This is a genomic window from Roseivivax sp. GX 12232 (genome assembly GCF_021272185.1).
In the GTDB taxonomy this organism is placed as follows: domain Bacteria; phylum Pseudomonadota; class Alphaproteobacteria; order Rhodobacterales; family Rhodobacteraceae; genus Roseivivax.
The window spans coordinates 59,183-83,485 of sequence record NZ_JAJSEC010000008.1 but is presented as its reverse complement, the minus strand read 5'-3'; the positions used below and the strand labels follow the sequence as shown (position 1 = coordinate 83,485).

The following is a 24,303-nucleotide window of genomic DNA, read 5'->3' as shown; positions in this document are numbered from 1 at the left end:
TCCGGGGGCAGCGCCCCCGGCCTTCCCCCTCATCACGCGAAGCGGACGAATTTCTCGAAGGGCATCTCTCTGAGCCGCGTGCCGGTCGCAGCGAAGATCGCGCCGGCGAGGGCGGGCGCGGCGGGGGGCACCGGGGGTTCGCCGATGCCCAGAACCCGGTCGCCGTTCTCGAGCCCGCGCACCGCGATCTCCGGGGCCTGCCAGATCCGCATGCCGGAATGGGCGTAGTAGTTGTCCGGGCCCGCAACGCCCCCCGAGAAGGTCACCTCGCAGTTCATCGCGTGGCCGAGCGCCCAGATCATGCCGCCCTGGCAGAGGTTCTCGAAGTTCACCGGGTCGATCACGCGGCCGACCTCGGCGGCGATCCAGGCGCGGGTGAGGCGCAGCCCGTCCTCGCTGTCCTCGACCTCGATCACTTCGGCGGTGGGCACGCCGAAGCTCTTCACGAAGGCCACGCCGCGGCCGACGCCCGGCCGGGGCGCGGGGCCGGACCAGTCCGACATCTCGCCCACCGCCTCGAGCACCGCGCGGGCGAGCGGGTCCGAGGCCAGCCGCAAACGCTCCTCAAACGGATCGGTGCCGGCGGCATGGATCAGCTCGTCGAGCGCGGCATTGTAGAAAAACCCGTTGGCCGAGGCCCCGACCGAACGCCAGGAGGAGACCGGCGCCAGACCTTCGGTCCGGTAGCCCGAGATCCGCTGGTGCGGCAGGGCGAAGGGCTGCTCGAAGGCGCCGGCGACGATCTGGCTGTCGGGACCTGGGGCCGAGAGCCCCTGGCGGCCCATCTGCGAGGCCATGACCGAGGGCTGGGCGATGCCGAGATCCATGGCCTCGACCCGCCCGTCGCGGACGCTGCCCTTGAGCCGGGCCATGGCGATGGCGCGGGGGAAGTCGTGGATCATGTCCTCTTCGCGCGAATAGGTCAGCTTGACCGGCGTGCCGGGCATCTGCAGGGCGATCTCGGTGGCGTGTTTGACCACCTCGTCCTCGAGCCGGTGGCCGAAGGAGCCGCCCATCATGGCGACATGCAGCCGGACCTGGTCGGGGTCGATCCCGGCGAGCCGCGCGACGTTGTTCTGCACGAAGCGCGGGATCTGGGTGCCGGTCCAGACCTCGGCGCCCTGGGCATCGATCTTGACCACCGCCGAGATCGGCTCGAGCGGGGCATGGGCGAGATAGGGCGCGCGGTATTCGGCCTCGACGGGGGTGGTCTCGGCCAGGGCCGCGGTCACATCGCCGTCGTCGCGCTTGCGGCTGTCGAGCGCCTCTTCGGTGAAGGAGGCCGAGAGCGCCGCCCAGTGGTCCTCCTGTTCGAGCGGATAGGCGGGCGGACCCCAGTCGGCGCGGATCGCCCGGGCGGCCTGGAAGGCGCGCCAAGTGTTGTCGGCGACGATGCCGAGCCCGCCGGTGATCGGCACGATGTCGGTCACGCCGCGCATCTTCAGCGCCTCGGCGGCGTCGAAATCCTCGCGCGCGCCGCCCTGGGCGGGGTTCAAGAGCACCGTGGCGTGGACCATGCCGGGGATCTCGGCGTCGATGCCGTAGCGCTGGGTGCCGGTGCTTTTCGCGACGATGTCGAGCCGCTGCATCTCGTGGCCGATGTAGCGCCAGTCCTCGGGGGCGCGAAGCGGCACGTCCTGCACCACCTCGATGTCCTGCAGGTCGGTGGCGAGGTCGGTGTAGGCCAGGCGGCTGCCGTCGGGCAGGACGACCGCGCCGTTCTCGGTCCTGAGGCTGGTCACATCCGCGCCGCTGCGGCGCGCGGCGGCGAGCTTCAGCGTCTCGCGGGCCGAGGCGCCCGCGGCGCGCAGCTTGTCGAACCCGTCGGCCACGGTGGTCGAGCCACCGGTGATCTGCATGCCCATGACCTTCATCACGCCGTTGAACGCGCCTTCGGTCATGCTGCGCATGGCGCCTTGGGCGGGCACTAGGAATTCCGAGGCCTCGGCGGCCAGCGCGGTGTTCCAATAGGCGGGCGCGGGCGGGCCGGGGTCGATCCGCACATCCTCGAGCGCCACGTCCAGTTCCTCGGCGATGAGCGCGGCCTGAACGTGGTAGACGCCCTGGCCCTTGTCGGCGCGCGGCGTGATGAGCGTCACGCCCTCGGCGTCGATGCGCACGTAGGGCGTGAGCGCGGCGCTGCCCTTGGGGGCGGGCTTTAGCGGGTTCGCATGGGGCTTGCGGACGGTATAGGTGCCGAAGGCGACGCCGCCCGCGACCACAAGGCCGCCGACCAGGAAGCTGCGCCGCGCGATGGTTCCGATGCGGCTCATCTCAGGCCTCCTTCATCTTGAGGGCGGCGCTGTGGATCGCGGCGCGGATGCGGACATAAGTGCCGCAGCGGCAGAGGTTGCCGCCCATGAAATCGTCGATGTCGGCGTCGGTCGGCTCGGGCACCTGCGAGAGCAGATCGGCGGCCTGCATGATCTGGCCCGACTGGCAGTAGCCGCATTGCGCGACCTGGTGGTCGATCCAGGCGGCTTGTAGGGCATGCAGCGCCTCGGGCGTGCCGAGCCCCTCGATGGTGGTCACCTCCGAGCCCGCGAGGCTGCCCGCGGGGATCTGGCAGCTGCGCACGGCCACCCCGTCGAGATGCACCGTGCAGGCGCCGCATTGGGCGATGCCGCAGCCGTATTTCACGCCCTTGATGTCGAGTTCGTCGCGCAGCACCCAGAGCAGGGGCATGTCGTCCTCGACGTCGACCTCGTGCTCGGTGCCGTTCACCGTGAGTTTCATCCGTGATCCCTCCGTGGGTTTGGCAAAAGCCTAGCACCTCAGGGCAGGCGCGCCTATCGCGGCGCGATCACTTCTGGGCTGACGTGGGGGCCGGTTTCGGGGCTGTCGCGGGGCGGTTGTGAGGGGCCCGAGGGCAGGGCCGCACGCGGCTCTGTGATCGCCCGCGCGGCCGATTGCGCGGAACCCGGGGCCCGCGCTTTGCGCTCGGTCTGAAAGCCCCCCTGCGCCGGAGCCGCTCCGGCCCTCAGCCAATCAAAGGACACCCCATGAGCGAGACGCAGCGCGACCCCGTGATCGACACCGAAAAACCCGTGCTGGTGACCGGCGCCACCGGCTATGTGGCCGGCTGGATCGTCCAGCGCCTCCTGCAGGCCGGCGCCACCGTGCATGCCCCGATCCGCGACCCCGAGCGGGCCGAGAAGACCCGCCACCTCGACGCCCTGGCCGAGGATTCCCCGGGCACGATCCGCTACTTCAAGGCCGATCTCCTTGAGGACGGCTCTTATGCCGAGGCCATGGCGGGCTGCGGCGTGGTCTTCCACACCGCCTCGCCCTTCACCTCGGATTTCGAGGATCCCCAGCGCGACCTCGTCGATCCCGCGCTCGAGGGCACCCGCAACGTGCTGACCGAGGCCGCCAAGACCGAGAGCGTGACCCGCGTGGTGGTGACCTCCTCCTGCGCGGCGATCTACACCGACAACAGCGAATGCGCCGCGGCCCCGGGCGGGGTGCTAACCGAGGATGTCTGGAACACCAGCGCCTCGCTCGAGTATCAGCCCTACAATTATTCCAAGACCGTGGCCGAGCGCGAGGCCTGGGCCATCGCCGAAAGCCAGGATGGCTGGCGGCTGGTCACGGTGAACCCCAGCCTGGTGATCGGCCCCGCGATTGGCGGCAAGCCGACCTCGGAGAGCTTCACCATCATGGAGCGTCTCGGCACCGGCGAGTTCAAACAGGGCGCGCCGCGGCTCGGGATCGGCATGGTCGACGTGCGCGACGTGGCCGACGCCCATATCGCCGCCGGCTTCCTGCCCGAGGCCCAGGGGCGCCACATCACCTCGGGTCATGACACCGATCTTTACGCCGCCTCGCAGGAGCTGGTCGGGGAGTTCGGCGACCGCTTCCCGCTGCCCGGCAGCGCCGCGCCGAAATGGCTGGTCTGGCTGATCGCGCCCAAGGCGGGCCTCGAGCGCGGCTACGTCGCGCGCAACGTCGGCGTGCCCTTCCGGGCGGACAACTCCAAGAGCCGCCAGGCGCTCGGCGTGAGCTACCGCCCGCTCGGCCAGTCGATGCGGGAGATGTTCGATTACATGATCGAGGAGGGGTATTTCACGCGGGTTTGAGAGTTGGGGGGGGCGGGGGCTGGCTGGCCCACCTAGACAGCCCAAAGCACCAACCCCATCACCCCTCGCACCTCCTTGCGCCCGAATAGCATCGAAGATGCCGGGCGCGCGCCGGACCGGCCCCTTGGGCCGGCGCTCCTTGGGATGGCGTGCCTAGCTGATCGCTAGTCCTGACCTTGCGAGGATAAAGCGCCTCGCTCGGAGGTCGGCAGCGCCGGCCCCCGGTCCGGCGCGCGCCCTTTGGTATGCTGCGTGGCAACCGTCGATGAGTGCGGGCTGGACCGCGAGCACGCTGCACAGCAGGCACGTCACTCCCCTCCAGCCGTCGCGCCGCGCGGAGGCTTTTCCCATCCTCCATCGCATCTCACGCCAATCATTTACCAAAAGCGCACCCCCTAGCGCCCGAATAGCACCGAAGGTGCCGGGCGCGCGCCGGACCGGCCCCTTGGGCCGGCGCTCTTGTGGGCGACGCGCTTAGTTCATCGCTAGTCCTAACCTTGCTGGGATAAAGCGCCTCGCTCGGAGGTCGGCAGCGCCGGCCCCCGGTCCGGTGCGCGCCCTCTGGGGCGAGAGCTTTGAGCGGGGAGGGGGCGATTTGGGAGGTGAGGACTGGGAGTGGAGGCGGTGACGCTTTCCGCGCTGTCGCGCCGCGCAGGCCCACGCGGCACACATATACGCCCCCCAAACGAACAAGGCCGCCGCACTTCCGCGCGACGGCGCTCTCAGTCACTACCGGGCAGTCCCACGCCGCCCCCCACGCGCGCCCAAACGAAAAGGGCCGCCGCACCTCCGCGCGACGGCCCCCTCACTCTCCACCAGGCAGGCCAAAACCCACCCGGCCTCAGCCCCGATCACGAGGCCTTCCGGATGCCCCCGTCGTCGGAGGCTTCCGTCGGCACCAGCGCGGTGACCACGTCGCGCATCGGCAGGACGCCGGTCTGCCGGCCCTCGCGGGTCACGCGGTAGGTCAGGTCGGCATTGCCCTCAGCCTTGGCGATCACGCTTTCCAGCGTGTCGTTCTCGTCGACCTCGCCGTCGGCATTGCCGGGGTCGGCCTCGGTCTCCTGCATTACCGTGCGGGCGCGCAGCACCCGGGCGCGATTGATGTCCGAGATGAAGTCCACGATGTAGGGATCGTTGGGATGCATCAGGATGTGCTGCGGCTCGCCCTGCTGCACCACCTCGCCGTCCTTCAGGATCACCAGGTGATCGGCCAGCTTCAGCGCCTCGTCGAGGTCGTGGGTGATGAAGACCACGGTCTTCTGCAGCTCGCGCTGCAGCTCGATCAGCAGGTCCTGCATGTCCGTGCGGATCAGCGGGTCCAGCGCCGAGAAGGCCTCGTCCATCAGCATGATGTCGGAGTTCGAGGTCAGCGCCCGGGCGATGCCCACGCGCTGCTGCATGCCGCCCGAGAGCTGGTGGGGGAACTGCGGCCCCTGGCCCTCGAGCCCGACGCGGTCGAGCCACTTGGTGGCCTCGGCCTCCCAGTCGGCGCGCGGCGCCCCGTCGACGATCATCGGCGTCGCGGCGTTCTCCAGCACCGTGCGGTGCGGCAGAAGCGCGAACTTCTGGAACACCATGGACATCTTCTTGCGGCGCATCTCGCGCAGCTTGGCCTCGGAGTAGGTCATGATGTCCGAGCCATCGACCCAGACCTCGCCGTCGGTGGGCTCGATCAGCCGGTTCAGGTGCCGGATCAGCGTCGACTTGCCCGAGCCCGAAAGGCCCATGATGACGGTGATCTCGCCGGCCTGCATGTCGACGTTGATGTCGCGCAGGCCCAACACGTGCCGGTGCTGGTCGAGCAGCTCGGCCTTGTGCATCCCGTCCTTGGCGTGGCGCAGGGCCTCCTGCGGGTCGGTGCCGAAGATCTTGTAGAGCTTGCGGATCGAAATCTTGGGATCAGCCATGTCCGGTCCTCCTCAATGCTTCTGCGCGGCGTTGACGCGCGCCAGCGCCGCCTTGGTGGAGCGGTCGAGGATGACCGCGAGCAGCACGATGCCCAGGCCCGAGACCAGGCCCACGCCCAGCTCGAGGTTGCGGATGCCGCGCAGGACGAGCACGCCGAGACCCGGCGCCGAGACCAGCGAGGCGATCACCACCATGGCGAGCGACATCATGATCGTCTGGTTCACGCCGGCCATGATGTTGGGCAGCGCCAGCGGGATCTGCACGCCGTAGAGCTTCTGCCGCTTGGTCATGCCGAAGGCGTCCGCGGCCTCGATCACCTCCTTGTCGACAAGCCGGATGCCGAGGTTGGTCAGGCGGATCACCGGCACGATGGCATAGAGGATGATCGCGATGCCGTAGAGTTTCGGCTCGGTCACCGAGAACAGGAAGATCAGCGGGATCAGATAGACGAAGGGCGGCAGCGTCTGGAGCATGTCCAGAACCGGGATCATGCCCGCCTGCAGCCGGTCCGAACGCGACATGGCGATGCCGATGGGCACACCGAGGAGCACGCAGATGAAGGCGCAGACGAAGATCACCGCCAGCGTCTGCATGGCGTAGTCGTAATAGTCGATGAAGGCCATGGCGGCGAAGGAGCCGGCGACGAAGGCGGTCAGCCCCCAGGAGCGGCTGATCAGCCGGATCACCAGCGCCAGGAAGGGGATCATGATCCACCACGGGATGCCCTGGAAGGCCCAGAGGGCGTATTCCAGCGCCCAGCTCAGTGGCTGGGTGATCGGATCGAGCACCAGCGAGAGCGCGTCCTTGATGCCGAGGAAGCCCTGCTCGAGCCCCTTGGTCACCTCGCGGGACTGCGGGAAGGCCTCGCAGGAATCGTTCAGTGCATCCATCGAGGGGAAGGGCGTGTCCCAGATCGAGACCTCGGGCGCGTCACCCTTGGCCTTGTTCATCAGGTCCGACATCGACATCGGCGCGCCGCCGCCGCCGCTTCCGTCGCACCAATCGCGGAGCCCCAGTGTGTTGAACACCCAGTCGTAGGTCGCCATGGTCGTGTTCCCTAGTTTGTATCCTTGGCCCCGGGACCGCGCGGACCCCCGGGCGTAAAACAAAAGCGGCGAGGCAGCGCTAAGCTGCCCCGCCGGCAAGACTGCGTGACGCGCCTTACTGCAGGACGGCCTGCAGGTTCTCGGTCGCGCTGTCGTTCAGCCACTCGGTCCAGATGTCCTGGTAGGTGGTCAGGAAGTAGACCGCGCCTTCCTCGGCGGAGGCGGAGTTCTCGTCCATCCAGCCCAGGACCGAGTTCATCACGTCGGTCGGGAAGGTCATGGTGGCGAGGAACTCGGTCAGGTCCGGGTGCTCCTCGGCGAAGGTCGAGACGACCGCGGTCTTCACCGGGGCGGCCGGGTAGGAGGTCTTGCCCACGTCGGTCGCGTCCTTCTGGGTGGCCTTCTTGTGCTCGGCCTCGTTGTAGGGGCCCATGTCCACGGAGACCATGTCATAGGAGCCCAGAAGCGCGGTCGGCGCCCAGTAGTAGCCGAACCAGGGTTCCTCGTTCTCGAAGGCCGAGGCCATGGAGGTCGCCAGCGTCTCGCCGGAGCCGTGGTTGAAGACCTCGAGGCCCGATTCCTCGACGCCGAAGGCCGGGATCAGGTTGTCGTTGGTGATCCGGCAGCCCCAGCCCTCGGGGCAGTTGTGGAACATGCCGCCGACCAGCTCGGGGTTGGCCAGCACGCCGTCGATAGTCTTCAGCTCGGGGTGTTCCTCGACCAGGTAGGCCGGGACCCACCAGCCCTCGACGCCGCCGGGCTGCAGCACGTCGCCCAGCTCCTGGACGCGGCCTTCCTCGACCAGCTTGCGGTAGGCTTCGCCCGTTGAGTTGGTCCAGAGCTCGGTCACGATGTCGGGCTCGCCGTTCTCCACCAGCGAGGTGATCGCGGGCACGGTGTCGGAGGGCACGACCTGCACTTCGCAGCCGTAGCCCTGCTGCATGATGAAGGAGGCGACATTGGTCACGACCGAGGCCGAGGCCCAGTTCATTTCGGTGATCGACACCTGGCCGCACTCTTCCTGAGCGAGCGCCGGGGCTGCGAAGAGCGCCAGCGCGGCGGAGGTATAGGCAAGTTTGTTCATGGTTTCCCTGATCTTTGCTTGTGCGTTGCTTGTGCGTTCATCCGGGTCCGCGAAACCGCCGCTGGGGCGGTCCGCGGGACCGTCCAAGCGTCGAAGGTATCGGTGGATTTCCGCCGAAAAAAGGGGTGAATTGTCGGAAAACGACATTACCTGTCGCAATCGGACCGGTTCCGGGACTTGGACGGCCAGGGTCGATTTCTGGTGATTGTTGATTATTTTCAGCAGTTTGTGGCGCGTCCTTCAAGCGCCCCGCGCCGAGACGCATTGTCGCGCGCCTGTCGCGCCTGCTAGATCCCGATCCAGACCGTGAACATCCGTCGCACCGGGAGCCCGCCCATGTCTTCGCTCAGATTCGCCGCGAGCCTTTCGCGGCTCGGCACCGAATCCGCCTTCACCGTCCTGGCCCGCGCGGGCGCGCTTGCCGCCGAGGGGCGCGACATCGTCAACCTCGGGATCGGCCAGCCGGATTTCCCCACGCCCGCACATATCGTCGAGGCCGGGGCCGAGGCGCTCCGGGCCGGCCATCACGGCTATACCCCCGCCGCCGGCACGCCGGAGCTGCGCGCCGCGGTGGCCGAGGACCTCGCCCGCCGGCACGGCGTCTCGGTCGATCCGGGCCGCGTGGTGGTGGTGCCCGGCGGCAAGCCCACGATGTTCTTCGCGGTCCTGATGTTCGGCGAGCCCGGCGCCGAGATCCTCTATCCCGACCCCGGCTTCCCGATCTACGGCTCGTTGGTGCGCTACTCGGGCGCGACGCCCGTGCCCTATGCGCCCTCCGAGGCGCTGGGCTTCGGCATCTCCGCCGAGAGCATCCTGTCGCGCATCACCGAGAAGACCCGCCTGGTGATCCTGAACTCACCCGGCAATCCGACCGGCGGCGTCACCAGCCGCGAGGAGATCGACAAGCTCGCCGCCGGGCTGGCCGCGCACCCGCATGTGGCCGTTCTTTCCGACGAGATCTATTCGCAGATGCTCTACGGCGGGCGGGAACATGTCTCGCTCCTGCAATACCCCGAGATCGCCGACCAGCTCATCCTGCTCGACGGCTGGTCCAAGACCTACGCGATGACCGGCTGGCGGCTGGGCTACGCGGTCTGGCCCGAGGCGGCGGTGGAACATGTCACCCGGCTTTGCATCAACGACCACAGCTGCGTGAACGCCGCGGCGCAACAGGCCGGGCTCGCGGCGCTGACCGGCCCGCAGGACGCGGTGGCCGAGATGGTCGCCGCCTTCGACCGCCGCCGTGCGCTGATCGTCGAAGGCCTGAACGCGCTGCCCGGGGTCAGCGCGCCCGATCCCGGCGGCGCCTTCTACGCCTTCGCCAATATCACCGGCACCGGGCTCGACGCGCGGGCGGCGCAGGACCTGTTCCTGGAGAAGGCCGGGGTGGCCAGCGTGGCCGGCACCTCCTTCGGGGAGAACGGCGAGGGCTACCTGCGGTTCTCCTACGCCAATTCCGAGGCGAACATCGAAAAGGCGCTGGAGCGTATCGCGGGGGTGCTGCGCGCGGGGTGAGGCGCGGGGGCTCTGCGTCCCTTAACTCCCGCCCCGAACGGAGCGCCAGCGCCGGGCCGGGGGCCGGCGCCGCTGACACTCGATCGGCGCGCTTTATCCCGGCAAGGTTCTTCTTCGCGACAAGCGAGGCGCGCCACCCGCAAGAGCGCCGGCCCATCGGGCCGGACCGGCGCTGGCGCGGCGGGCCTGCGGCCCTTGTTCCGCGCCAAAGAGGGGACGGCCGGGCAGGGTGCGCGTAAACTTGGCCCTCACACCACCACACCCCGCACAAAAAACGCCCCCGAGGGTCTCCCCGGGGGCGTCTTTCACTCGCAAGGGACCACCAAGGCCCCCGACGCGGCTCAGGCCACGTCGAAGCGGTCGGCGTCCATGACCTTGGTCCAGGCCTTCACGAAGTCCGCCACGAACTTCTTCTCGTGGCCGTTCTCGGCATAGACCTCGGAGAGCGCGCGCAGCTGCGAGTTCGACCCGAAGACCAGGTCGACGCGGCTTGCGGTCCACTTCGCCTCGCCCGAGGCGCGGTCGCGGCCCTCGAACTCCTGGGCGTCGTCGGACAGCGGCTTCCACTCGGTGTCCATGTCCAGCACGTTGACGAAGAAGTCGTTGGTCAGCGCGCCCGGACGGTCGGTCAGCACGCCGTGCTTCGACCCGCCGGTGTTCAGCTCCAGCGCCCGCATGCCGCCGACCAGCACGGTCATCTCCGGCGCGCTCAGCGTCAGGAGATGCGCCCGGTCGATCAGCAGCTCCTCGGTCGGCACGGTGTAGCCGGTCTTGAGGTAGTTGCGGAAGCCGTCGGCGCCGGGCTCGAGCACGTCGAAGCTGTCGGCGTCGGTCTGCTCGGCGCTGGCGTCCATGCGGCCGGGGGTGAAGGGCACCTCGATCTCATGGCCGCCCTTCTTCGCGGCCTCCTCGATCGCGGCATTGCCGCCCAGCACGATCAGGTCGGCCAGCGAGATGCGCTTGCCGCCGGACTGCGCCTCGTTGAAGGCTTTCTGCAGGCCCTCGAGCACCTCCAGCACCTTGGAAAGCTGCTGCGGCTCGTTGACCTCCCAGTCCTTCTGGGGCGCCAGCCGGATACGCGCGCCATTGGCGCCGCCGCGCTTGTCCGAGCCGCGGTAGGTCGCGGCCGAGGACCAGGCGGTATAGGCCAGCTCGCGGGTGCTGAGACCGGACTCGAGCAGCTTCGCCTTCAGCTCGGCGATGTCCTTGGCGTCCACCAGCTCGTGGTCGCGCGCCGGGATCGGATCCTGCCAGATCAGGTCCTCGGAGGGCACTTCCTTGCCGAGGTAGCGGACCTTCGGGCCCATGTCGCGGTGGGTCAGCTTGAACCAGGCGCGGGCGAAGGCATCGGCGAATTCCTCGGGGTTCTTGTGGAACCGCTCGGAGATCGCGCGATAGGCGGGATCGACCTTCATCGCCATGTCGGCGGTGGACATCACCGGGGTGACCTTCTCGTCCGAGCCGTCGACCTGCGGGGCCATGTCCTCTTCGCGGAGGTTCTTCGGGTGCCACTGGTTGGCGCCGGCGGGGGATTTCACCACTTCCCACTCGTAGCCGAAGAGCGTGTCGAAGTAGCTCATGTCCCACTGCGTCGGCGTCGGCGTCCAGGGGCCCTCGAGACCCGAGGTGATGGCGTGCTTGCCCTTGCCGCTCTCGAAGGTGGAGGTCCAGCCGAAGCCCATGGCCTCGAGCTGGCCGCCCTCGGGCTCGACACCGACATGGGCCGCGTCGCCCGCGCCGTGCATCTTGCCGAAGGTATGGCCGCCGGCGGTCAGCGCGACGGTCTCCTCGTCGTTCATCGCCATGCGCGCGAAGGTCTCGCGGATGTCATGCGCCGAGGCCTGCGGGTCGGGGTTGCCGTCCGGGCCTTCCGGGTTGACGTAGATCAGGCCCATCTGCACGGCCGCCAGCGGGTTCTCCAGCGCGCGGCCTTCGGCGTAGCGCGAGTTCTCCTCGTCGGAGGTGGCGAGCCACTTCTGCTCGGAGCCCCAGTAGATGTCTTCCTCGGGTTCCCAGATGTCCTCGCGGCCGCCGGCGAAGCCGAAGGTCTTGAAGCCCATGGTCTCGAGCGCGACATTGCCCGCCAGGATGAAGAGGTCGGCCCAGCTCAGCGCGGCGCCGTATTTCTGCTTCACCGGCCAGAGCAGGCGGCGGGCCTTGTCGAGGTTGCCGTTGTCCGGCCAGGAGTTCAGCGGCGCGAAGCGCTGGCTGCCCGAGGAAGAGCCGCCGCGGCCGTCGCCGGTGCGGTAGGTGCCCGCCGAGTGCCAGGCCATGCGGATCATGAAGGGGCCGTAATGGCCGTAATCCGCCGGCCACCAGTCCTTGCTGTCGGTCAGCACCTTGGCGACATCTGCCTTCACCGCGTCGAGATCCAGCGTCTTGAAGGCTTCGGCATAGTCGAAGTCGCCGCCCATCGGGTCGCCCACGGGCTGGTTCTGGTGCAGGATCTTCAGGTTCAGCTGGTTCGGCCACCAGTCGCGGTTGGTGGTGCCGCTGAACCGGCCCTTGGTCGATACCCCATGGATGACCGGGCAGCCGCCCAGATCGTTTCCGTCCATCATCGACTCTCTCCTTCTCTTGGCTGTCATCTGGCCCTTGCGGGCCATGGTCTGGCTGTCGCTTCCGAAGACCGCGAAAGGCGCGGGTTCGGGAAAACCTGGGTCACATCTATCATCGCAGGCCGCGGTGTCATCCGGGTTGACGCATCTCCTGCCGCACCGGGCAGGGCGGGGCCTGCGCTGGACATAAGATAGCACCGGGGCGCCATGAGTTTAATTTGTATTTCGGCATCGTTCCGATAATCTGGGATTATGGCAAACCTCACCCTCCGACAGCTCCGCTATGTCGACGCCCTGGCCCGGCACGGCCATTTCGGTCGCGCGGCCGAGGCTTCGGCGGTCTCCCAGCCCGCGCTTTCGGTGCAGATCAAGGAGCTGGAGGCGGCGCTGGGCATGAAGCTCTTCGAGCGCGGCGCGCGGGCGGTGCGGCTCACGGGCTTCGGCGAGGAGTTCGTGACCCGCGCCCGCGACATCCTGCGCGCGGTGGACGAGCTGGGCGACATGGCCCGCGCGGCGGGCAGCGGGCTGTCGGGGCGGCTGCGGCTCGGGGTGATCCCGACCATCGCGCCCTACCTCCTGCCCCGTCTGATCCCCGAGCTGGGCCGCGCCTTTCCCGCGCTCGACCTGCAGATCCGCGAGACCCTGACCCGCCGGCTGATCACCGAGCTGAAGGAGGGCCGGCTCGACGCCGCCATCGTGGCGCTGCCGGTCTCCGAGCCCGGGCTCGAGGAAATGGCGCTTTTCGACGAGGATTTCGTGCTGATCCGCCCCGAGGCCGAGGCGGACCTGCCGGTGCCCGACGGCGAGGCGCTGGCGCGGATGCGGCTCCTGCTCCTCGAAGAGGGGCACTGTTTCCGCGATCAGGCGCTGTCCTTCTGCGACATGACGCCGAACCTGCCGCGCGAGGGGCTCGAGGGGTCTTCGCTGGCAACGCTGGTGCAGATGGTGGGCGCGGGCATCGGGGTGACGCTGATCCCCGAGATGGCGGTCCCGGTCGAGACCCGCTCGGCTCGGGTCTCGGTCGCGCGCTTCGCGCCGCCGCGCCCGAAGCGGCAGGTGGGGATGATCTGGCGCAGCTCGAGCCCGCTGGCCGAGCGTTTCGCCGATCTGGCCGGGGTCGTGGGCCGCGCGGCGCGCTCAGGATGAGGCGCGGGCCAGCACGCCCACCAGCGTCTCGCGATCAAGCGGCACCGGGTTGCCGCGCATCGAGGAGGCGCTTTCCGAAGCCGCCGCCCAGTCCTCCAGCTCGGCTTCGGCGCGGGGCGCCTCGAAGGGCGGCAGCCCGCAGTCGTCGATCCAGTCCTGCAGCGCGTCGAGCGCGCCGACCTTGGGCACCCCGAACTGGTCGGCCAGCACCCGCAGCACGTAGTCGATCCGCCCGGTGGGCGCCTGCGCCTCGGTGAGCGCCTCGGCATTGGCGCGCAGGACCGGCCCCATCAGCCGCCCGACGATCACCCCATGCGCCTGCCCGGTGCGCCCGCCCGCGACGCCCGCCAGCCCGTGCATCGCGCCGAGCCCGGCATTGGCCAGCGCCACGCCGCCGATCAGGCTGACATAGGCCATCTCGTCCCGTGCCTTGGGGTGGTCCTCGTTCATCAGCCAGTAAAGCGCCTCGATTCCGCGCGGGATCGCGTCGCGGCAGAGCGCATCCGTGACCGGGGTCGCGCGGCAGGACAGATAGGGTTCGATCACCTGCGCCACCGCGTCGAGCCCCGAGGACAGCGTCACGCCCTCCGGGCTGCCGTCGGTCAGCGCCGGGTCGACGATGGCGCAGCGGGGCAGCATCCGGCTGTCGCGCAGCGACACCTTGCGGCCCGCCTCGGGCACGCCAATCACCGCGTTTCGCGTCGCCTCGGAGCCGGTGCCCGCGGTGGTCGGCAGCGCGATGAGCGGCAGCGGGTCGCGGTCGAGCGCCCGCCCGTCGCCCACCACCTCGAGATAGGCGCGCGGGCCCTCGGGCTGGGGCAGGAGCGCCGCCAGCGCCTTGCCCATGTCGATCACCGAGCCGCCGCCGACGGCCAGGATTACCTCGGGCGGGGCCTCGGCCAGTTCCGAAAGCCGCGCCTCGAGCGCGGGCAGCTCGGGCTCGCCGCGGTGGTCTTGCAAGGTCAGATCGGCGCCCTCGGCCTCGAGCCGCCGCGCCAGTTGTGCCGCACCGGGGGCGGAGGCGCTGCGCAGCATCAGCACCCGGGTGCCATGGGACAGGCAGGCCGCGACGGCCTGATCGGCGGCTCCCCGGCCAAAAAGCACATGGCGGGGCAGGGCGAGCGAAAACATCTCCATATGCGCAGAACCTAGGGGGTCCTGCGGCGAGGGAAAGCCGCCCATGCGCAAAGCCGAGGATGCGCAGGCCGGGGCCGCACCGTCATGGCGCTGTGACAAACCCGTGGTTTTGCACCCCCGCGCGGGCTCATCGGGGCTGGACAGGCGGTAATCATTTCGAGTATTCGCGAAATATGGAATCAAATCCCGAAGACCAACTCGCCGCGCTTGGCCATCCGCACCGCCTGAAGCTCTTCCGGCTCCTGGTGCGCCGCTATCCCGACGCGGTGCCCGCGGGCGAGCTGGCCGAGGCGCTGGAGACCCGCGCCAACACGCTCTCCTCCTATCTGTCATCGCTGCGTCACGTCGGTCTGATCACTCAAAGCCGATCCGGCCGGTCGCTGCTCTACCGTCTCGATGCCGAGCGGGCGCGGGGGCTGATGGAGTTCCTCTTTGCCGACTGCTGCCAGGGCCGCCCGGACCTTTGCGCCCCCGGCGCGGCGGCGCTGACCGAAGGACCAGGCCTCATGGCTGACCGCAAATACCGGGTGCTCTTCATTTGCACCGGCAATTCCGCCCGCTCGATCTTCGCCGAATCGATCCTGCGCCGCGAGGCCGGCGACCGCTTCGAGGCCTTCTCGGCCGGGACACGGCCGCGCTCGGAGCTGAACCCCTTCGCGGTCTCGGTGCTGCGCGACAAGGGCCATGACGTGAGCGCCCTGCGCGCCAAGACCATTGCTGAGTTCCAGGGCGCGGAGGTGCCGCGCTTCGACTTCGTCTTCACCGTCTGCAACCGCGCCGCCAACGAGGAATGCCCCGCCTGGGCCGGCCAGCCGGTCAGCGCCCACTGGGGCATGCCCGACCCGGTCAAGGCCGAGGGTGCGGAGGCCGAGAAGAGCCTGGCCTTCCAGCAGGCCTACGGCGCCCTCAGAAACCGCATCCTGGCCTTCGCGGCGCTGCCGCTCGAGACGCTCGACCGCATCTCGCTGCAGCGCGCCGTTGACGAGATCGGCCAGTCAGAAACAGGAGAGCCCGCATGACCACCTACGCGCTGAACGGCCTTGGCCGGATCGGCAAACTGGCGCTGAAGCCGCTGCTCGACAGCGGCGCCGAGGTGGCCTGGCTGAACGACGCGGTGGGCGACCCGGAGATGCACGCGCATCTTCTGGAGTTCGACACCGTGCATGGCCGCTGGGACGCGGATATCTCCGCCGATGCCGAGAGCCTGACCATCGACGGCACCCGGCTGCCGGTCCACAATGCCAGCCGCATCGAGGACCTGCCGCTCGAGGGCGTCGACGTGGTCATCGACTGCACCGGGGTCTTCAAGTCCGAGGCCAAGCTCGCGCCTTACTTCGCCGCCGGGGTGAAGAAGGTCGTGGTCTCGGCCCCGGTCAAGGACGGGCCGACCGCCAATGTGGTCTATGGCGTCAACCAGGACATCTACGACCCCGCGGCGCATGACATCGTCACCGCCGCCTCCTGCACGACGAACTGCCTCGCGCCGGTGGTCAAGGTGATCCACGAGGCGATCGGCATCCGGCACGGCTCGATCACCACGATCCACGACGTGACCAACACCCAGACCATCGTCGACCGGCCCGCCAAGGACCTGCGCCGCGCGCGTTCGGCGCTCAATTCGCTGATCCCGACGACCACCGGCTCGGCCACCGCGATCACCCTGATCTACCCCGAGCTCAAGGGCCGGCTGAACGGCCACGCGGTGCGGGTGCCGCTCTTGAACGCCTCGATCACCGACTGCGTCTTCGAGGTGGCCCGCGAGACCACCGCCGAGGAGATCAACGGGCTTTTCGAGGCCGCCGCCGCCGGGCCGCTCCGGGGCATCCTGGGCTACGAGACCCGGCCGCTGGTGTCGGCCGATTACACCAATGACACCCGCTCGGGCATCGTCGATGCGCCCTCGACAATGGTTGTCGCGGGCACCCAGGTGAAGGTCTACGCCTGGTATGACAACGAGATGGGCTATGCCCACCGGCTGGTGGACGTGGCCCGCATGGTCGGGGACAGCCTGTGAGCGCCGCCCGTCCCGAGAACGCGCTTGGCGCCTATGTCGCGGTCACCGCGGCCTATTGGGCCTTCATGCTGACCGATGGCGCCCTGCGGATGCTGGTGCTCCTGCACTTCCACACGCTCGGCTTCTCGCCGGTGCAGCTGGCCTATTTGTTCCTGCTCTACGAGCTGGCGGGGGTCATCACCAACCTCTGCGCGGGCTGGATCGCGGCGCGCTTCGGGATGACCTCGACGCTCTATGCCGGGCTCGGGCTGCAGGTCGCGGCGCTCCTGGCGCTGGCGGCGCTTGATCCCGGTTGGGCGCTCTGGGCCTCGGTCGCCTATGTCATGGCGGTGCAGGGGGCGAGCGGGGTGGCCAAGGACCTCTCCAAGACCTCGGCCAAGAGCGCGGTGAAGTCGCTGGCGCCCACGGGGCAGGGCGGGCTCTTCCGCTGGGTTGCGGTGCTGACCGGCTCGAAGAACGCGGTGAAGGGCCTGGGCTTCCTCCTGGGCGCCGGGCTCCTGGCGACGTTCGGCTTCGTGACCTCGGTCCTGGCCATGGCCGCCGTGCTGGCGCTGATCCTCGCGGGCGTGGCGCTGAAGATGCCGGGCGGGCTGCCGGGCGGGCGCAAGAGCGCGAAGTTCGCCGAGGTCTTCTCCAAGCACGCCAATATCAACCGGCTGTCGCTGGCGCGGGTGTTCCTCTTCGGCGCGCGGGACGTCTGGTTCGTGGTCGGCATCCCGATCTATTTCTACGCGGTGCTGTCCGACGGCTCCGAGGCGGGCAACCGCGCGGCCTTCTTCATGATCGGCAGCTTCATGGCGGTCTGGACGATCCTCTACGGCGCGGTGCAGGCCTCGGCCCCGAAGCTCCTGCGCGCCGCCGAACGCCCCGAGGCCGAGCTGATCCCCGAGGCCCGCGCCTGGACCGGGCGGCTCTTCGCGCTGCCGCTCCTGCTCGCGGTGACGGTGGCGCTGGCGGGCACGCCCGGGACCTGGCTGACGGTGAGCCTGGTCGCGGGGCTCCTGGTCTTCGGAGCGATCTTCGCGGTGACCTCGGCCTTGCACAGCTACCTGATCCTGGCCTTCGCGGGCGGAGAGCGGGTGACCATGGACGTGGGTTTCTACTACATGGCCAATGCGGCGGGGCGGCTTCTCGGCACGCTGATGTCGGGGGTGAGCTACCAGCTCGGCGGGCTGCCGGCCTGCCTGGGCATGGCCTCGGTCTTCCTCGGGGTCTCCTGGCTGGCCGCGCGGCGGCTGCGGCCCGAAGTGGAGGGCGGGGCGGCCTGAGAGTGTGCGGCCCATCCCGGCAGCCATCTTCACGCCGCCACCACGCCCTCCACAGGCCCCGCGAAACCCCGCCCCGGACGCCCGCTCCGGCGCGCCTGGTTGCCCCGGGTCGAAATATGGGTAATGTCTGGCGCCGACATGACGCCAGGACCTGACTTCCCGATGACGCTTCGCGCAAGAATGCGACCCTCGACCCCGCGGGGCCTGCGATGAGCCGCCCCGCACCCCGGCGCAAAGCCGCGCCGCGCCCGACCTGGGCCAAGGCCCTCCTCGACCGCGCCGCAGCGGCGCTTGCCGCGCTCGACCCCGCGCGGCTGCCGCGCCCGGTGCCGGCCCTTGCGCCTGCGCGCGCCACGCGGCCCCAGGGTCGCGCCCATCCCCTTCAACAAAAACAAAAGACGGTGTTCCCCGATGTCTGACGTGGCCGGCAAACCCTGCATTCTCTGTGTCGCGATCACCGGATCGGTGGCGACCAAGGACAACAACCCCGCGGTGCCGATCACCGTCTCCGAACAGGTGGAATCCACCCAGGAAGCCTTCGAGGCCGGCGCCGCGATCTGCCACGCCCATGTGCGCAACGACGACGCCACGCCCTCTTCGGACCCCGAGAAATTCGCGCGCCTGAAGGAAGGGCTGGAGAAACACTGCCCCGGCATGATCATCCAGTTCTCCACCGGCGGGCGCTCGGGCGCGGGCCAGGCGCGGGGCGGGATGCTGCCGCTGCGCCCCGACATGGCCTCGCTCTCGGTGGGGTCGAACAACTTCCCGACCCGCGTCTACGAGAACCCGCCGGACCTGGTGGACTGGCTCGCCTCGGAGATGCGCACCCACGAGATCACCCCCGAGGTCGAGGCCTTCGACCTCAGCCACATCCTGCAGGCGGTGAAGATGCACGAGGAGGGGCGGCTTTACGGCGCGCTCTACGTGCAGTTCGTCATGGGCGTGAAGAACGCCATGCCCGCCGACAAGGAGGTCTTCGACCTTTACGTCGACCTCTTCCGCCGCCGCGCGCCCGGGGCCAATTGGTGCGCCGCGGGCATCGGCGCGAACCAGATCAAGGTCAACGAATGGGCCATCGCAGCCGGCGGCCATACCCGCGCGGGCCTCGAGGACAACGTCCGGCTCGACCGCGAGACGCTGGCGCCTTCGAACGCGGCGCTGATCGCGCGGGCGGCCGAGCTTTGCGCGAAATACGACCGGCCGGTGGCCACCGCCGCACAGGCGCGCGAGATCCTGGGCCTGCGGGCGGCCTGACGCCGCGCTTCCCATCGCCCGGGCCGAGGCGCTACAAGATCCCATGGCGCGCAAGGGACATACCGCGCCCCGAGGCGCGAGCCGGGGCGGGCCGCGCGGGCTGATGCCCGCGCTGGGCGCCGCCTTTATCGGTGTCCTGCTCCTGGGCGTAATCGTCTTCCGGGCGCTGACCGGGCTGATCCACGACCGGGCCGAGGCCGACGCCGAGGCGCTCCTGGCGCAGAGCGAGGCCACCATCGAGGGCTGGCTCGGCCAATACCGCGCGCTGCCGCCGCTTTACGCCCGCGATCCCCGCGTCGTCGCCGCCATGAAGGGCGCGCCGCGTCCCGGCGACCTCGATGCGCTGGGCCGCGAGCTGGCGGAATGGAACCGCATCGCGCGCACCTCGGACACCTATGTCATGGCCCCCGACGGCACCACGGTCGCGGCCTCCAACTACGCCGAGGAACTGAGCTTCGTCGGGAGGAACTTCGGTTTCCGCCCTTACTTCCAGGAGGCCATGGACGGCGCCCCGGCCAGTTTCTTCGCGCTGGGCACGACCTCGGGGCTGCGCGGCTACTACCTCTCGGCCCCGATCCGCGACGGCGCCGGCGGAGAGGTCCTGGGCGTTGTGGTGGTCAAGGTCTCGATCGCCGCGCTCGAGGCGGTGCTGGGCGAGGGCGCGCATCCGGTCTTCGTCAGCGACGAGGCCGGCGTGGTGATCTTCGCCACCCAGCCCGGGCTGCGGCTGACCGCGCTCGAGGAGATCCCCCCCGAGGCCCGCGCCCGGGTCGAGGAGACCCGCAAATACGAGCTCGAGCGCATCGGCCCCGCGCCGCTCGAAGGGCAGGCCGGCGGCGGCTGGGGCGCGCCGCTCTTGCGCGCGCCGGGCATCGGCGAGGGCAGCGCGCCGCAAAGCTACCTGTCGCACGAACGGCCCATGGCCGCCGAGGGCTGGCAGCTGCACCTGCTTTATGACTACGCGCCGGTGCGCCAGCAGGTCTGGACCCTGGCCGCGGCCCTCATCGCCGCGGGCATCGCGCTGACCGCGCTGGCGGCGCTGGGGCTGCAACGCCGCGCGCGGCTGATCCAGCGGCTCGCCGACCGCGAGCAGAACCAGCAGGAGCTCGAGCGCCGCGTCGCCCGCCGCACCGCCGAGCTGACCGAGGCCAACCGCCAGCTCCAGGTCGAGGTCGAGGACCGCCGCACCGCCGAAGAGACCCTGCGCCAGACCCAGAACGAGCTGATCCAGGCCGGCAAGCTGGCCGCGCTGGGGCAGATGTCGGCGGCGCTCAGCCACGAGTTCAACCAGCCGCTGACCGCGATCCGCACCTATTCCGAGAACGCCGCCGCCTTCTACGAGGCCGGCAAGGCGGACCGCGCCGCCGAGAACATCGCCCGGGTCCTGCGGCTCACCGAACGCATGGCGCAGCTCTCCAAGCGGCTGACCCGCTTTGCCCGGCGTTCGGGCGACGACGTGGTGGCGGTGGACCTCGACAGCGTGCTCTCCGAGGCGCTGGCCCTGATCGCGGCGCGGGTGGAACGTTCGGGCGCGCGGATCGAGATTTCCGGGCGCCGCGGCCTCTGGGTCGCGGGCGGCGCCACGCGGCTGCAGCACGTGGTGATGAACCTCGTCGGCAACGCGCTCGACGCCGTGCCGCCGGGCCGCGCGCCGGAAGTGACGATCACCCTGACCGAGGACGCGGGCCAGGTCGCCATGACCGTCGAGGACAACGGCACCGGCATCCCCGAAGAGGCACTGCCGAAGATCTTCGATCCGTTCTTCACCACCAAGGAGGTCGGCCGGGGGCTCGGGCTCGGCCTGTCGATCTGCTACAACATCCTGCGCGACTTCGGCGGCACCATGCGCGCCGAGAACCGCGCGGGCCACGGCGCGCGCATCATCGTGACGCTGAAACAGGCGACGGACAGACAGATGGCGGCGGAATGAGCGCGGAATGACCAAGGTGCAGGTGCTGCTCGTCGACGACGACGAGGATATCCGCCACTCGGTCAGCCAGACGCTGGAGCTGGCCGGCTACGAGGTCGAGGCGCTGGCCCGCCCCGAAGGCGCGCCGGCGCGGCTCGGCCAGGGCTTCGCGGGCGTCGTGGTCTCGGACATAAGGATGCCGGGCATGGACGGGCTGGCGCTGCTGCGCGCCGCGCTCGAGGTCGACCCGGACCTGCCGGTCATCCTGATCACCGGCCATGGCGACGTGCCGCTGGCGGTCGAGGCGCTGGGGCAGGGCGCCTATGACTTCATCGAGAAGCCTTTTGCCGCCGAGCGGCTGACCTCCTCGGTCGCGCGGGCGCTGGAGAAACGCGCCATGACGCTGGAGCTGCGGCAGATGCGCGAGACCTCGCAGGGCGAGGACCTGATCGAGCACCTGGTCCTGGGCCAGAGCCCCGAGATCGCGGGGCTCAAGCGCAAGATCCGCACCATCGCCGCCAGCGCGCTCGACGTGCTGATCGTGGGCGAGACCGGCACCGGCAAGGAACATGTCGCCCGCGCGCTGCATGCCGCCTCGGACCGGGCCGACCGGCCCTTCGTGACGGTGAACTTGGCCGCGCTGCCCGCCGACCAGGTCGAGGCCGAGCTTTTCGGCTATGTCGCGGGGGCCTTCCCGGGCCTTTCGCGGGGCCGGGCGGGGCGGCTCGAACACGGGCGCGGCGGGACGATCTTTCTCGACGAGATCAGCTCCACGCCGCTGGCGGTCCAGGCCAAGCTCCTGCGGGTGCTTGAGGACCGCGCGATCCTGCCGCTGGGCGCCAGCGAGCCGGTGCCGCTCGAGGCGCGCTTCGTGGCCTCGAGCCGCGTCGGCCTCGAGGCGCGGGTGGCCGAGGGCGCCTTCCGCGACGACCTGCTTTATCGCATCAACCCCGTGACGCTGCATCTGCCGACGCTCTCGGAGCGCGCCTCGGACCTGCCGCGGCTCTTCGTGGCCTTCCTCGACCAGGCCGCCGAGCGCATGGGCCGGCCCGCCCCCGAGGTGCCGCCCGAGGTGCTGGTGCGGCTGACCGAACGCCCCTGGCCCGGCAACATGCGCGAGCTGCGCAATGCCGCGGAACTGTATCTCCTGGGGCTCGACGAGGCGCCGCGCGACCCCGGCGGGCAAAGCCTGTCGGAACGCATGGACCGCTTCGAGAAGGACGCCATCGCCGCCGCGCTGGTGGCCAACGCCGGCAACCTGAAGGCGACCTACGAATCGCTCGGCCTCGCCCGGAAGACGCTTTACGAGAAGATGCAGAAGCACGGTCTGCGCCGCGAGGACTACCTCAGCCCCGGCTGACGGCACCGGAAGGGCCGCCCCCGTGTGGGTTTCCACCCGCGCCGCCGGGCCGATGGGTGGATTTGGGAACATCCTCCCGCCAAGGAGCGGAAAAAAATCACGATTTTGCTCTGCGCGATTTGCATGTGTCCGTGGCACCATGCTTCCTGTCGGCTGCCGGCCTGTGCCGGCTGCTCGACCGGCCAGTCCGGCCGAAATCTTTGGGAGGATAAGATGAAGTTTCTTTCGACCACCGCGATCGCACTCGGCCTGATGGCCACGGCCGCCCAGGCGCAGGACGCCCAGGGTGCCGGTCAGTGCGACGACGGCGAGATGGTGATCAAGTTCAGCCACGTCACCAACACCGACCGCCACCCCAAGGGCATTGCCGCCTCGCTCCTGCAGGAGCGCGTCAACGCCGAGATGGACGGCACCGCCTGCATGGAGGTCTATCCGAACTCCACGCTCTACAACGACGACCAGGTGCTCGAGGCGATGCTGCAGGGCGACGTCCAGCTGGCCGCGCCTTCGCTGTCGAAGTTCGAGGCCTTCACCAAGGAGTTCCGCCTCTTCGACCTGCCGTTCATGTTCGCCAACATCGACGCGGTCGACGCCTTCCAGAACTCCGACACCGGCCAGGCGATGAAGGACAGCATGCAGCGCCGCGGCCTGCAGGGGCTCGAGTTCTGGCACAACGGCATGAAGCAGTTCTCGGCCAATGTGCCGCTGATGTCGCCCGAGGACGCCTCGGGGCTGAAGTTCCGCGTGCAGCCCTCCGACGTGCTGGTCGCGCAGATGGAAGCGCTGAACGCCAGCCCGCAGCCCATGGCCTTCTCCGAGGTCTACGGCGCGCTCCAGCAGGGCGTGGTCGACGGGCAGGAGAACACCTGGTCCAACATCTACGGCCAGAAGTTCTTCGAGGTGCAGGACGGCATCACCGAGACCAACCACGGCATCATCGACTACCTGGTGGTGACCTCGGTTGACTGGCTCGACGGTCTCGACCCCGAGGTGCGCGAGCAGTTCACCACGATCCTCGCCGAAGTGACCGAGGCGCGCAACGCCGAGTCCTTCAACACCAACCAGGAAGCCCGCCAGGCCATCCTGGACGCCGGCGGCGAAGTCCGCACCCTGGACGACGCGCAGCGCGGCGCCTGGGTCGACGCGATGAAGCCCGTCTGGGACCAGTTCGTCGAGGACGTCGGCCAGGAGAACATCGACGCCGCGCAGGAGTTCAACGCGCAGGTCACCGGCTCCTGATCTCCTGACATCACCACAGGGCCGGCCCCGCATTCCCGGGGCCGGCCTCTTGCGCCGTTCCGCGCAATCCACGGCACGTCTCTGGGGGAGGAGACCATGTCTACCCATCCGACCGGCACATCGGCCTTCGCCCGCGCCGTCGACGGTTTCGAACGCACCGCCATCGCGATCCTTCTGGGGCTGATGACGCTGGTGACCTTCGTGAACGTCGTCCTGCGCTACCTCTTCAACTCGTCGCTGATCTGGGGCCTCGAGGTCACGCTGATCCTCTTTGCCTGGCTGGTGCTCTTCGGGGTCAGCTACTGCGTGAAGGTCACCGCGCACCTGGGCGTCGACGCGCTTCTGAACGTCATGGGCGCGGGCCCGCGGCGCTGGCTCACGATCCTGGCGGGGCTGATCTGCATCGTCTACGCGCTTCTGCTGATGAAGGGCGCTTGGGACTACTGGGCGCCCTACGCGAGCCTGGACCGCACCAGCGGGCGCTGGTTCCCGACCGGCTTCGAGCAGACCCGCGACCAGGCCTGGTACATCACCGACCAGGTGCCCATGGTGCCCTTCCTGCGCTGGCTCGAACCGCTCATCAACATGGGCGAGGAATACGAGAAGCTGCCGCGCGTGGTGGGCTACACCATGCTGCCCGTCGGCGTGGCGCTGCTGACCTACCGTTTCATCCAGGCCTTCGTGGCCGTCCTGCGCGGCGAGCGCGCGGCCTTCATCGTCAGCCACGAGGCCGAGGATGACGTCGCCGAGGCCCGCCAGAAATCCCGCGCCGAGGAGTCCTGA

At 69.4% G+C, this 24,303-nt stretch carries 19 protein-coding genes; 12 read left to right on the top strand and 7 right to left on the bottom strand.

All coding sequences use genetic code 11. The features are described from left to right. Window positions 1–32 precede the first annotated feature (32 nt). Both LR948_RS13965 and LR948_RS13960 read right to left on the bottom strand, forming a co-directional pair. A complete protein-coding gene (locus LR948_RS13965; RefSeq protein ID WP_232754690.1) occupies window positions 33–2,273 on the bottom strand; it encodes a xanthine dehydrogenase family protein molybdopterin-binding subunit in 2,241 nt (746 codons plus the stop codon). Window position 2,274: 1 nt separating this feature from the next. Further along, a complete protein-coding gene (locus tag LR948_RS13960) occupies window positions 2,275–2,736 on the bottom strand; it encodes a (2Fe-2S)-binding protein (protein ID WP_232754689.1) in 462 nt (153 codons plus the stop codon). 266 nt (window positions 2,737–3,002) lie between these two features. On the opposite strand from LR948_RS13960, the gene LR948_RS13955 reads away from it, so the two are divergent. Next, on the top strand, window positions 3,003–4,079 hold the full coding sequence (locus LR948_RS13955; protein ID WP_232754688.1) for an NAD-dependent epimerase/dehydratase family protein: 1,077 nt from the start codon (window positions 3,003–3,005) through the stop codon (window positions 4,077–4,079). Window positions 4,080–4,930: 851 nt separating this feature from the next. Here the strand turns inward: LR948_RS13955 and LR948_RS13950 are convergent. From LR948_RS13950 to LR948_RS13940, 3 genes are all read right to left on the bottom strand, one after another. Beyond that, complete coding sequence (locus LR948_RS13950; RefSeq protein ID WP_232754687.1) at window positions 4,931–5,989, bottom strand: glycine betaine/L-proline ABC transporter ATP-binding protein; 1,059 nt, start codon at window positions 5,987–5,989, stop codon at window positions 4,931–4,933. 12 nt (window positions 5,990–6,001) lie between these two features. Next, window positions 6,002–7,036 (bottom strand): proline/glycine betaine ABC transporter permease, encoded by a 1,035-nt coding sequence (locus LR948_RS13945; protein WP_232754686.1) that lies wholly within the window; start codon window positions 7,034–7,036, stop codon window positions 6,002–6,004. 115 nt (window positions 7,037–7,151) lie between these two features. Continuing rightward, window positions 7,152–8,120: an ABC transporter substrate-binding protein gene (locus LR948_RS13940; RefSeq protein WP_232754685.1), complete on the bottom strand. Its 969-nt coding sequence runs from the start codon at window positions 8,118–8,120 to the stop codon at window positions 7,152–7,154. Between the two features lie 336 nt (window positions 8,121–8,456). Between LR948_RS13940 and LR948_RS13935 the strand changes: the two genes are divergently transcribed. Beyond that, window positions 8,457–9,635 (top strand): pyridoxal phosphate-dependent aminotransferase, encoded by a 1,179-nt coding sequence (locus tag LR948_RS13935; RefSeq protein WP_232754684.1) that lies wholly within the window; start codon window positions 8,457–8,459, stop codon window positions 9,633–9,635. 341 nt (window positions 9,636–9,976) lie between these two features. On the opposite strand, the gene katG is transcribed toward LR948_RS13935, so the two are convergent. After that, complete coding sequence (gene katG, locus LR948_RS13930) at window positions 9,977–12,193, bottom strand: catalase/peroxidase HPI (protein WP_232754806.1); 2,217 nt, start codon at window positions 12,191–12,193, stop codon at window positions 9,977–9,979. Window positions 12,194–12,445: 252 nt separating this feature from the next. On the opposite strand from katG, the gene LR948_RS13925 reads away from it, so the two are divergent. Continuing rightward, window positions 12,446–13,339 carry a hydrogen peroxide-inducible genes activator gene (locus LR948_RS13925; RefSeq protein ID WP_232754683.1) on the top strand — a complete coding sequence of 298 codons (894 nt, stop codon included), beginning with the start codon at window positions 12,446–12,448 and terminating at the stop codon, window positions 13,337–13,339. On the opposite strand, the gene LR948_RS13920 is transcribed toward LR948_RS13925, so the two are convergent. Continuing rightward, on the bottom strand, window positions 13,331–14,476 hold the full coding sequence (locus LR948_RS13920; protein ID WP_232754682.1) for an iron-containing alcohol dehydrogenase: 1,146 nt from the start codon (window positions 14,474–14,476) through the stop codon (window positions 13,331–13,333). The genes LR948_RS13925 and LR948_RS13920 overlap by 9 nt on opposite strands. Window positions 14,477–14,649: 173 nt before the next feature. On the opposite strand from LR948_RS13920, the gene LR948_RS13915 reads away from it, so the two are divergent. From LR948_RS13915 to LR948_RS13875, 9 genes are all read left to right on the top strand, one after another. After that, window positions 14,650–15,495, top strand: a complete 846-nt coding sequence (locus tag LR948_RS13915) for a helix-turn-helix domain-containing protein (RefSeq protein ID WP_232754681.1) — start codon at window positions 14,650–14,652, stop codon at window positions 15,493–15,495. Then, on the top strand, window positions 15,492–16,490 hold the full coding sequence (locus tag LR948_RS13910) for an ArsJ-associated glyceraldehyde-3-phosphate dehydrogenase (protein ID WP_232754680.1): 999 nt from the start codon (window positions 15,492–15,494) through the stop codon (window positions 16,488–16,490). The genes LR948_RS13915 and LR948_RS13910 overlap by 4 nt, the downstream gene beginning before the upstream one ends. Further along, window positions 16,487–17,758, top strand: a complete 1,272-nt coding sequence (arsJ, locus tag LR948_RS13905) for an organoarsenical effux MFS transporter ArsJ (protein ID WP_232754679.1) — start codon at window positions 16,487–16,489, stop codon at window positions 17,756–17,758. The genes LR948_RS13910 and arsJ overlap by 4 nt, the downstream gene beginning before the upstream one ends. A 209-nt stretch (window positions 17,759–17,967) precedes the next feature. Next, entirely contained in the window at window positions 17,968–18,177 is a 210-nt protein-coding gene (locus LR948_RS13900) for a hypothetical protein (protein WP_232754678.1), read from the top strand. After that, window positions 18,170–19,012 carry a 3-keto-5-aminohexanoate cleavage protein gene (locus tag LR948_RS13895; RefSeq protein ID WP_232754677.1) on the top strand — a complete coding sequence of 281 codons (843 nt, stop codon included), beginning with the start codon at window positions 18,170–18,172 and terminating at the stop codon, window positions 19,010–19,012. The genes LR948_RS13900 and LR948_RS13895 overlap by 8 nt, the downstream gene beginning before the upstream one ends. Window positions 19,013–19,055: 43 nt before the next feature. Then, complete coding sequence (locus LR948_RS13890) at window positions 19,056–20,942, top strand: ATP-binding protein (protein ID WP_232754676.1); 1,887 nt, start codon at window positions 19,056–19,058, stop codon at window positions 20,940–20,942. 7 nt (window positions 20,943–20,949) lie between these two features. Continuing rightward, window positions 20,950–22,281, top strand: coding sequence for a sigma-54 dependent transcriptional regulator (locus LR948_RS13885; RefSeq protein ID WP_232754675.1), 1,332 nt, complete (start codon window positions 20,950–20,952; stop codon window positions 22,279–22,281). Between the two features lie 213 nt (window positions 22,282–22,494). After that, window positions 22,495–23,520 (top strand): DctP family TRAP transporter solute-binding subunit, encoded by a 1,026-nt coding sequence (locus tag LR948_RS13880; RefSeq protein ID WP_304621977.1) that lies wholly within the window; start codon window positions 22,495–22,497, stop codon window positions 23,518–23,520. 96 nt (window positions 23,521–23,616) lie between these two features. Continuing rightward, window positions 23,617–24,303: a TRAP transporter small permease gene (locus tag LR948_RS13875; RefSeq protein ID WP_232754674.1), complete on the top strand. Its 687-nt coding sequence runs from the start codon at window positions 23,617–23,619 to the stop codon at window positions 24,301–24,303.

Coding starts and splice junctions, on each gene's coding strand:
- LR948_RS13965 (WP_232754690.1), bottom strand. CDS start 2,273: ATGAGCCGCATCGGAACCATCGCGCGGCGCAGCTTCCTGGTCGGCGGC.
- LR948_RS13960 (WP_232754689.1), bottom strand. CDS start 2,736: ATGAAACTCACGGTGAACGGCACCGAGCACGAGGTCGACGTCGAGGAC.
- LR948_RS13955 (WP_232754688.1), top strand. CDS start 3,003: ATGAGCGAGACGCAGCGCGACCCCGTGATCGACACCGAAAAACCCGTG.
- LR948_RS13950 (WP_232754687.1), bottom strand. CDS start 5,989: ATGGCTGATCCCAAGATTTCGATCCGCAAGCTCTACAAGATCTTCGGC.
- LR948_RS13945 (WP_232754686.1), bottom strand. CDS start 7,036: ATGGCGACCTACGACTGGGTGTTCAACACACTGGGGCTCCGCGATTGG.
- LR948_RS13940 (WP_232754685.1), bottom strand. CDS start 8,120: ATGAACAAACTTGCCTATACCTCCGCCGCGCTGGCGCTCTTCGCAGCC.
- LR948_RS13935 (WP_232754684.1), top strand. CDS start 8,457: ATGTCTTCGCTCAGATTCGCCGCGAGCCTTTCGCGGCTCGGCACCGAA.
- katG (WP_232754806.1), bottom strand. CDS start 12,193: ATGGACGGAAACGATCTGGGCGGCTGCCCGGTCATCCATGGGGTATCG.
- LR948_RS13925 (WP_232754683.1), top strand. CDS start 12,446: ATGGCAAACCTCACCCTCCGACAGCTCCGCTATGTCGACGCCCTGGCC.
- LR948_RS13920 (WP_232754682.1), bottom strand. CDS start 14,476: ATGGAGATGTTTTCGCTCGCCCTGCCCCGCCATGTGCTTTTTGGCCGG.
- LR948_RS13915 (WP_232754681.1), top strand. CDS start 14,650: ATGGAATCAAATCCCGAAGACCAACTCGCCGCGCTTGGCCATCCGCAC.
- LR948_RS13910 (WP_232754680.1), top strand. CDS start 15,492: ATGACCACCTACGCGCTGAACGGCCTTGGCCGGATCGGCAAACTGGCG.
- LR948_RS13900 (WP_232754678.1), top strand. CDS start 17,968: ATGAGCCGCCCCGCACCCCGGCGCAAAGCCGCGCCGCGCCCGACCTGG.
- LR948_RS13895 (WP_232754677.1), top strand. CDS start 18,170: ATGTCTGACGTGGCCGGCAAACCCTGCATTCTCTGTGTCGCGATCACC.
- LR948_RS13890 (WP_232754676.1), top strand. CDS start 19,056: ATGGCGCGCAAGGGACATACCGCGCCCCGAGGCGCGAGCCGGGGCGGG.
- LR948_RS13885 (WP_232754675.1), top strand. CDS start 20,950: ATGACCAAGGTGCAGGTGCTGCTCGTCGACGACGACGAGGATATCCGC.
- LR948_RS13880 (WP_304621977.1), top strand. CDS start 22,495: ATGAAGTTTCTTTCGACCACCGCGATCGCACTCGGCCTGATGGCCACG.
- LR948_RS13875 (WP_232754674.1), top strand. CDS start 23,617: ATGTCTACCCATCCGACCGGCACATCGGCCTTCGCCCGCGCCGTCGAC.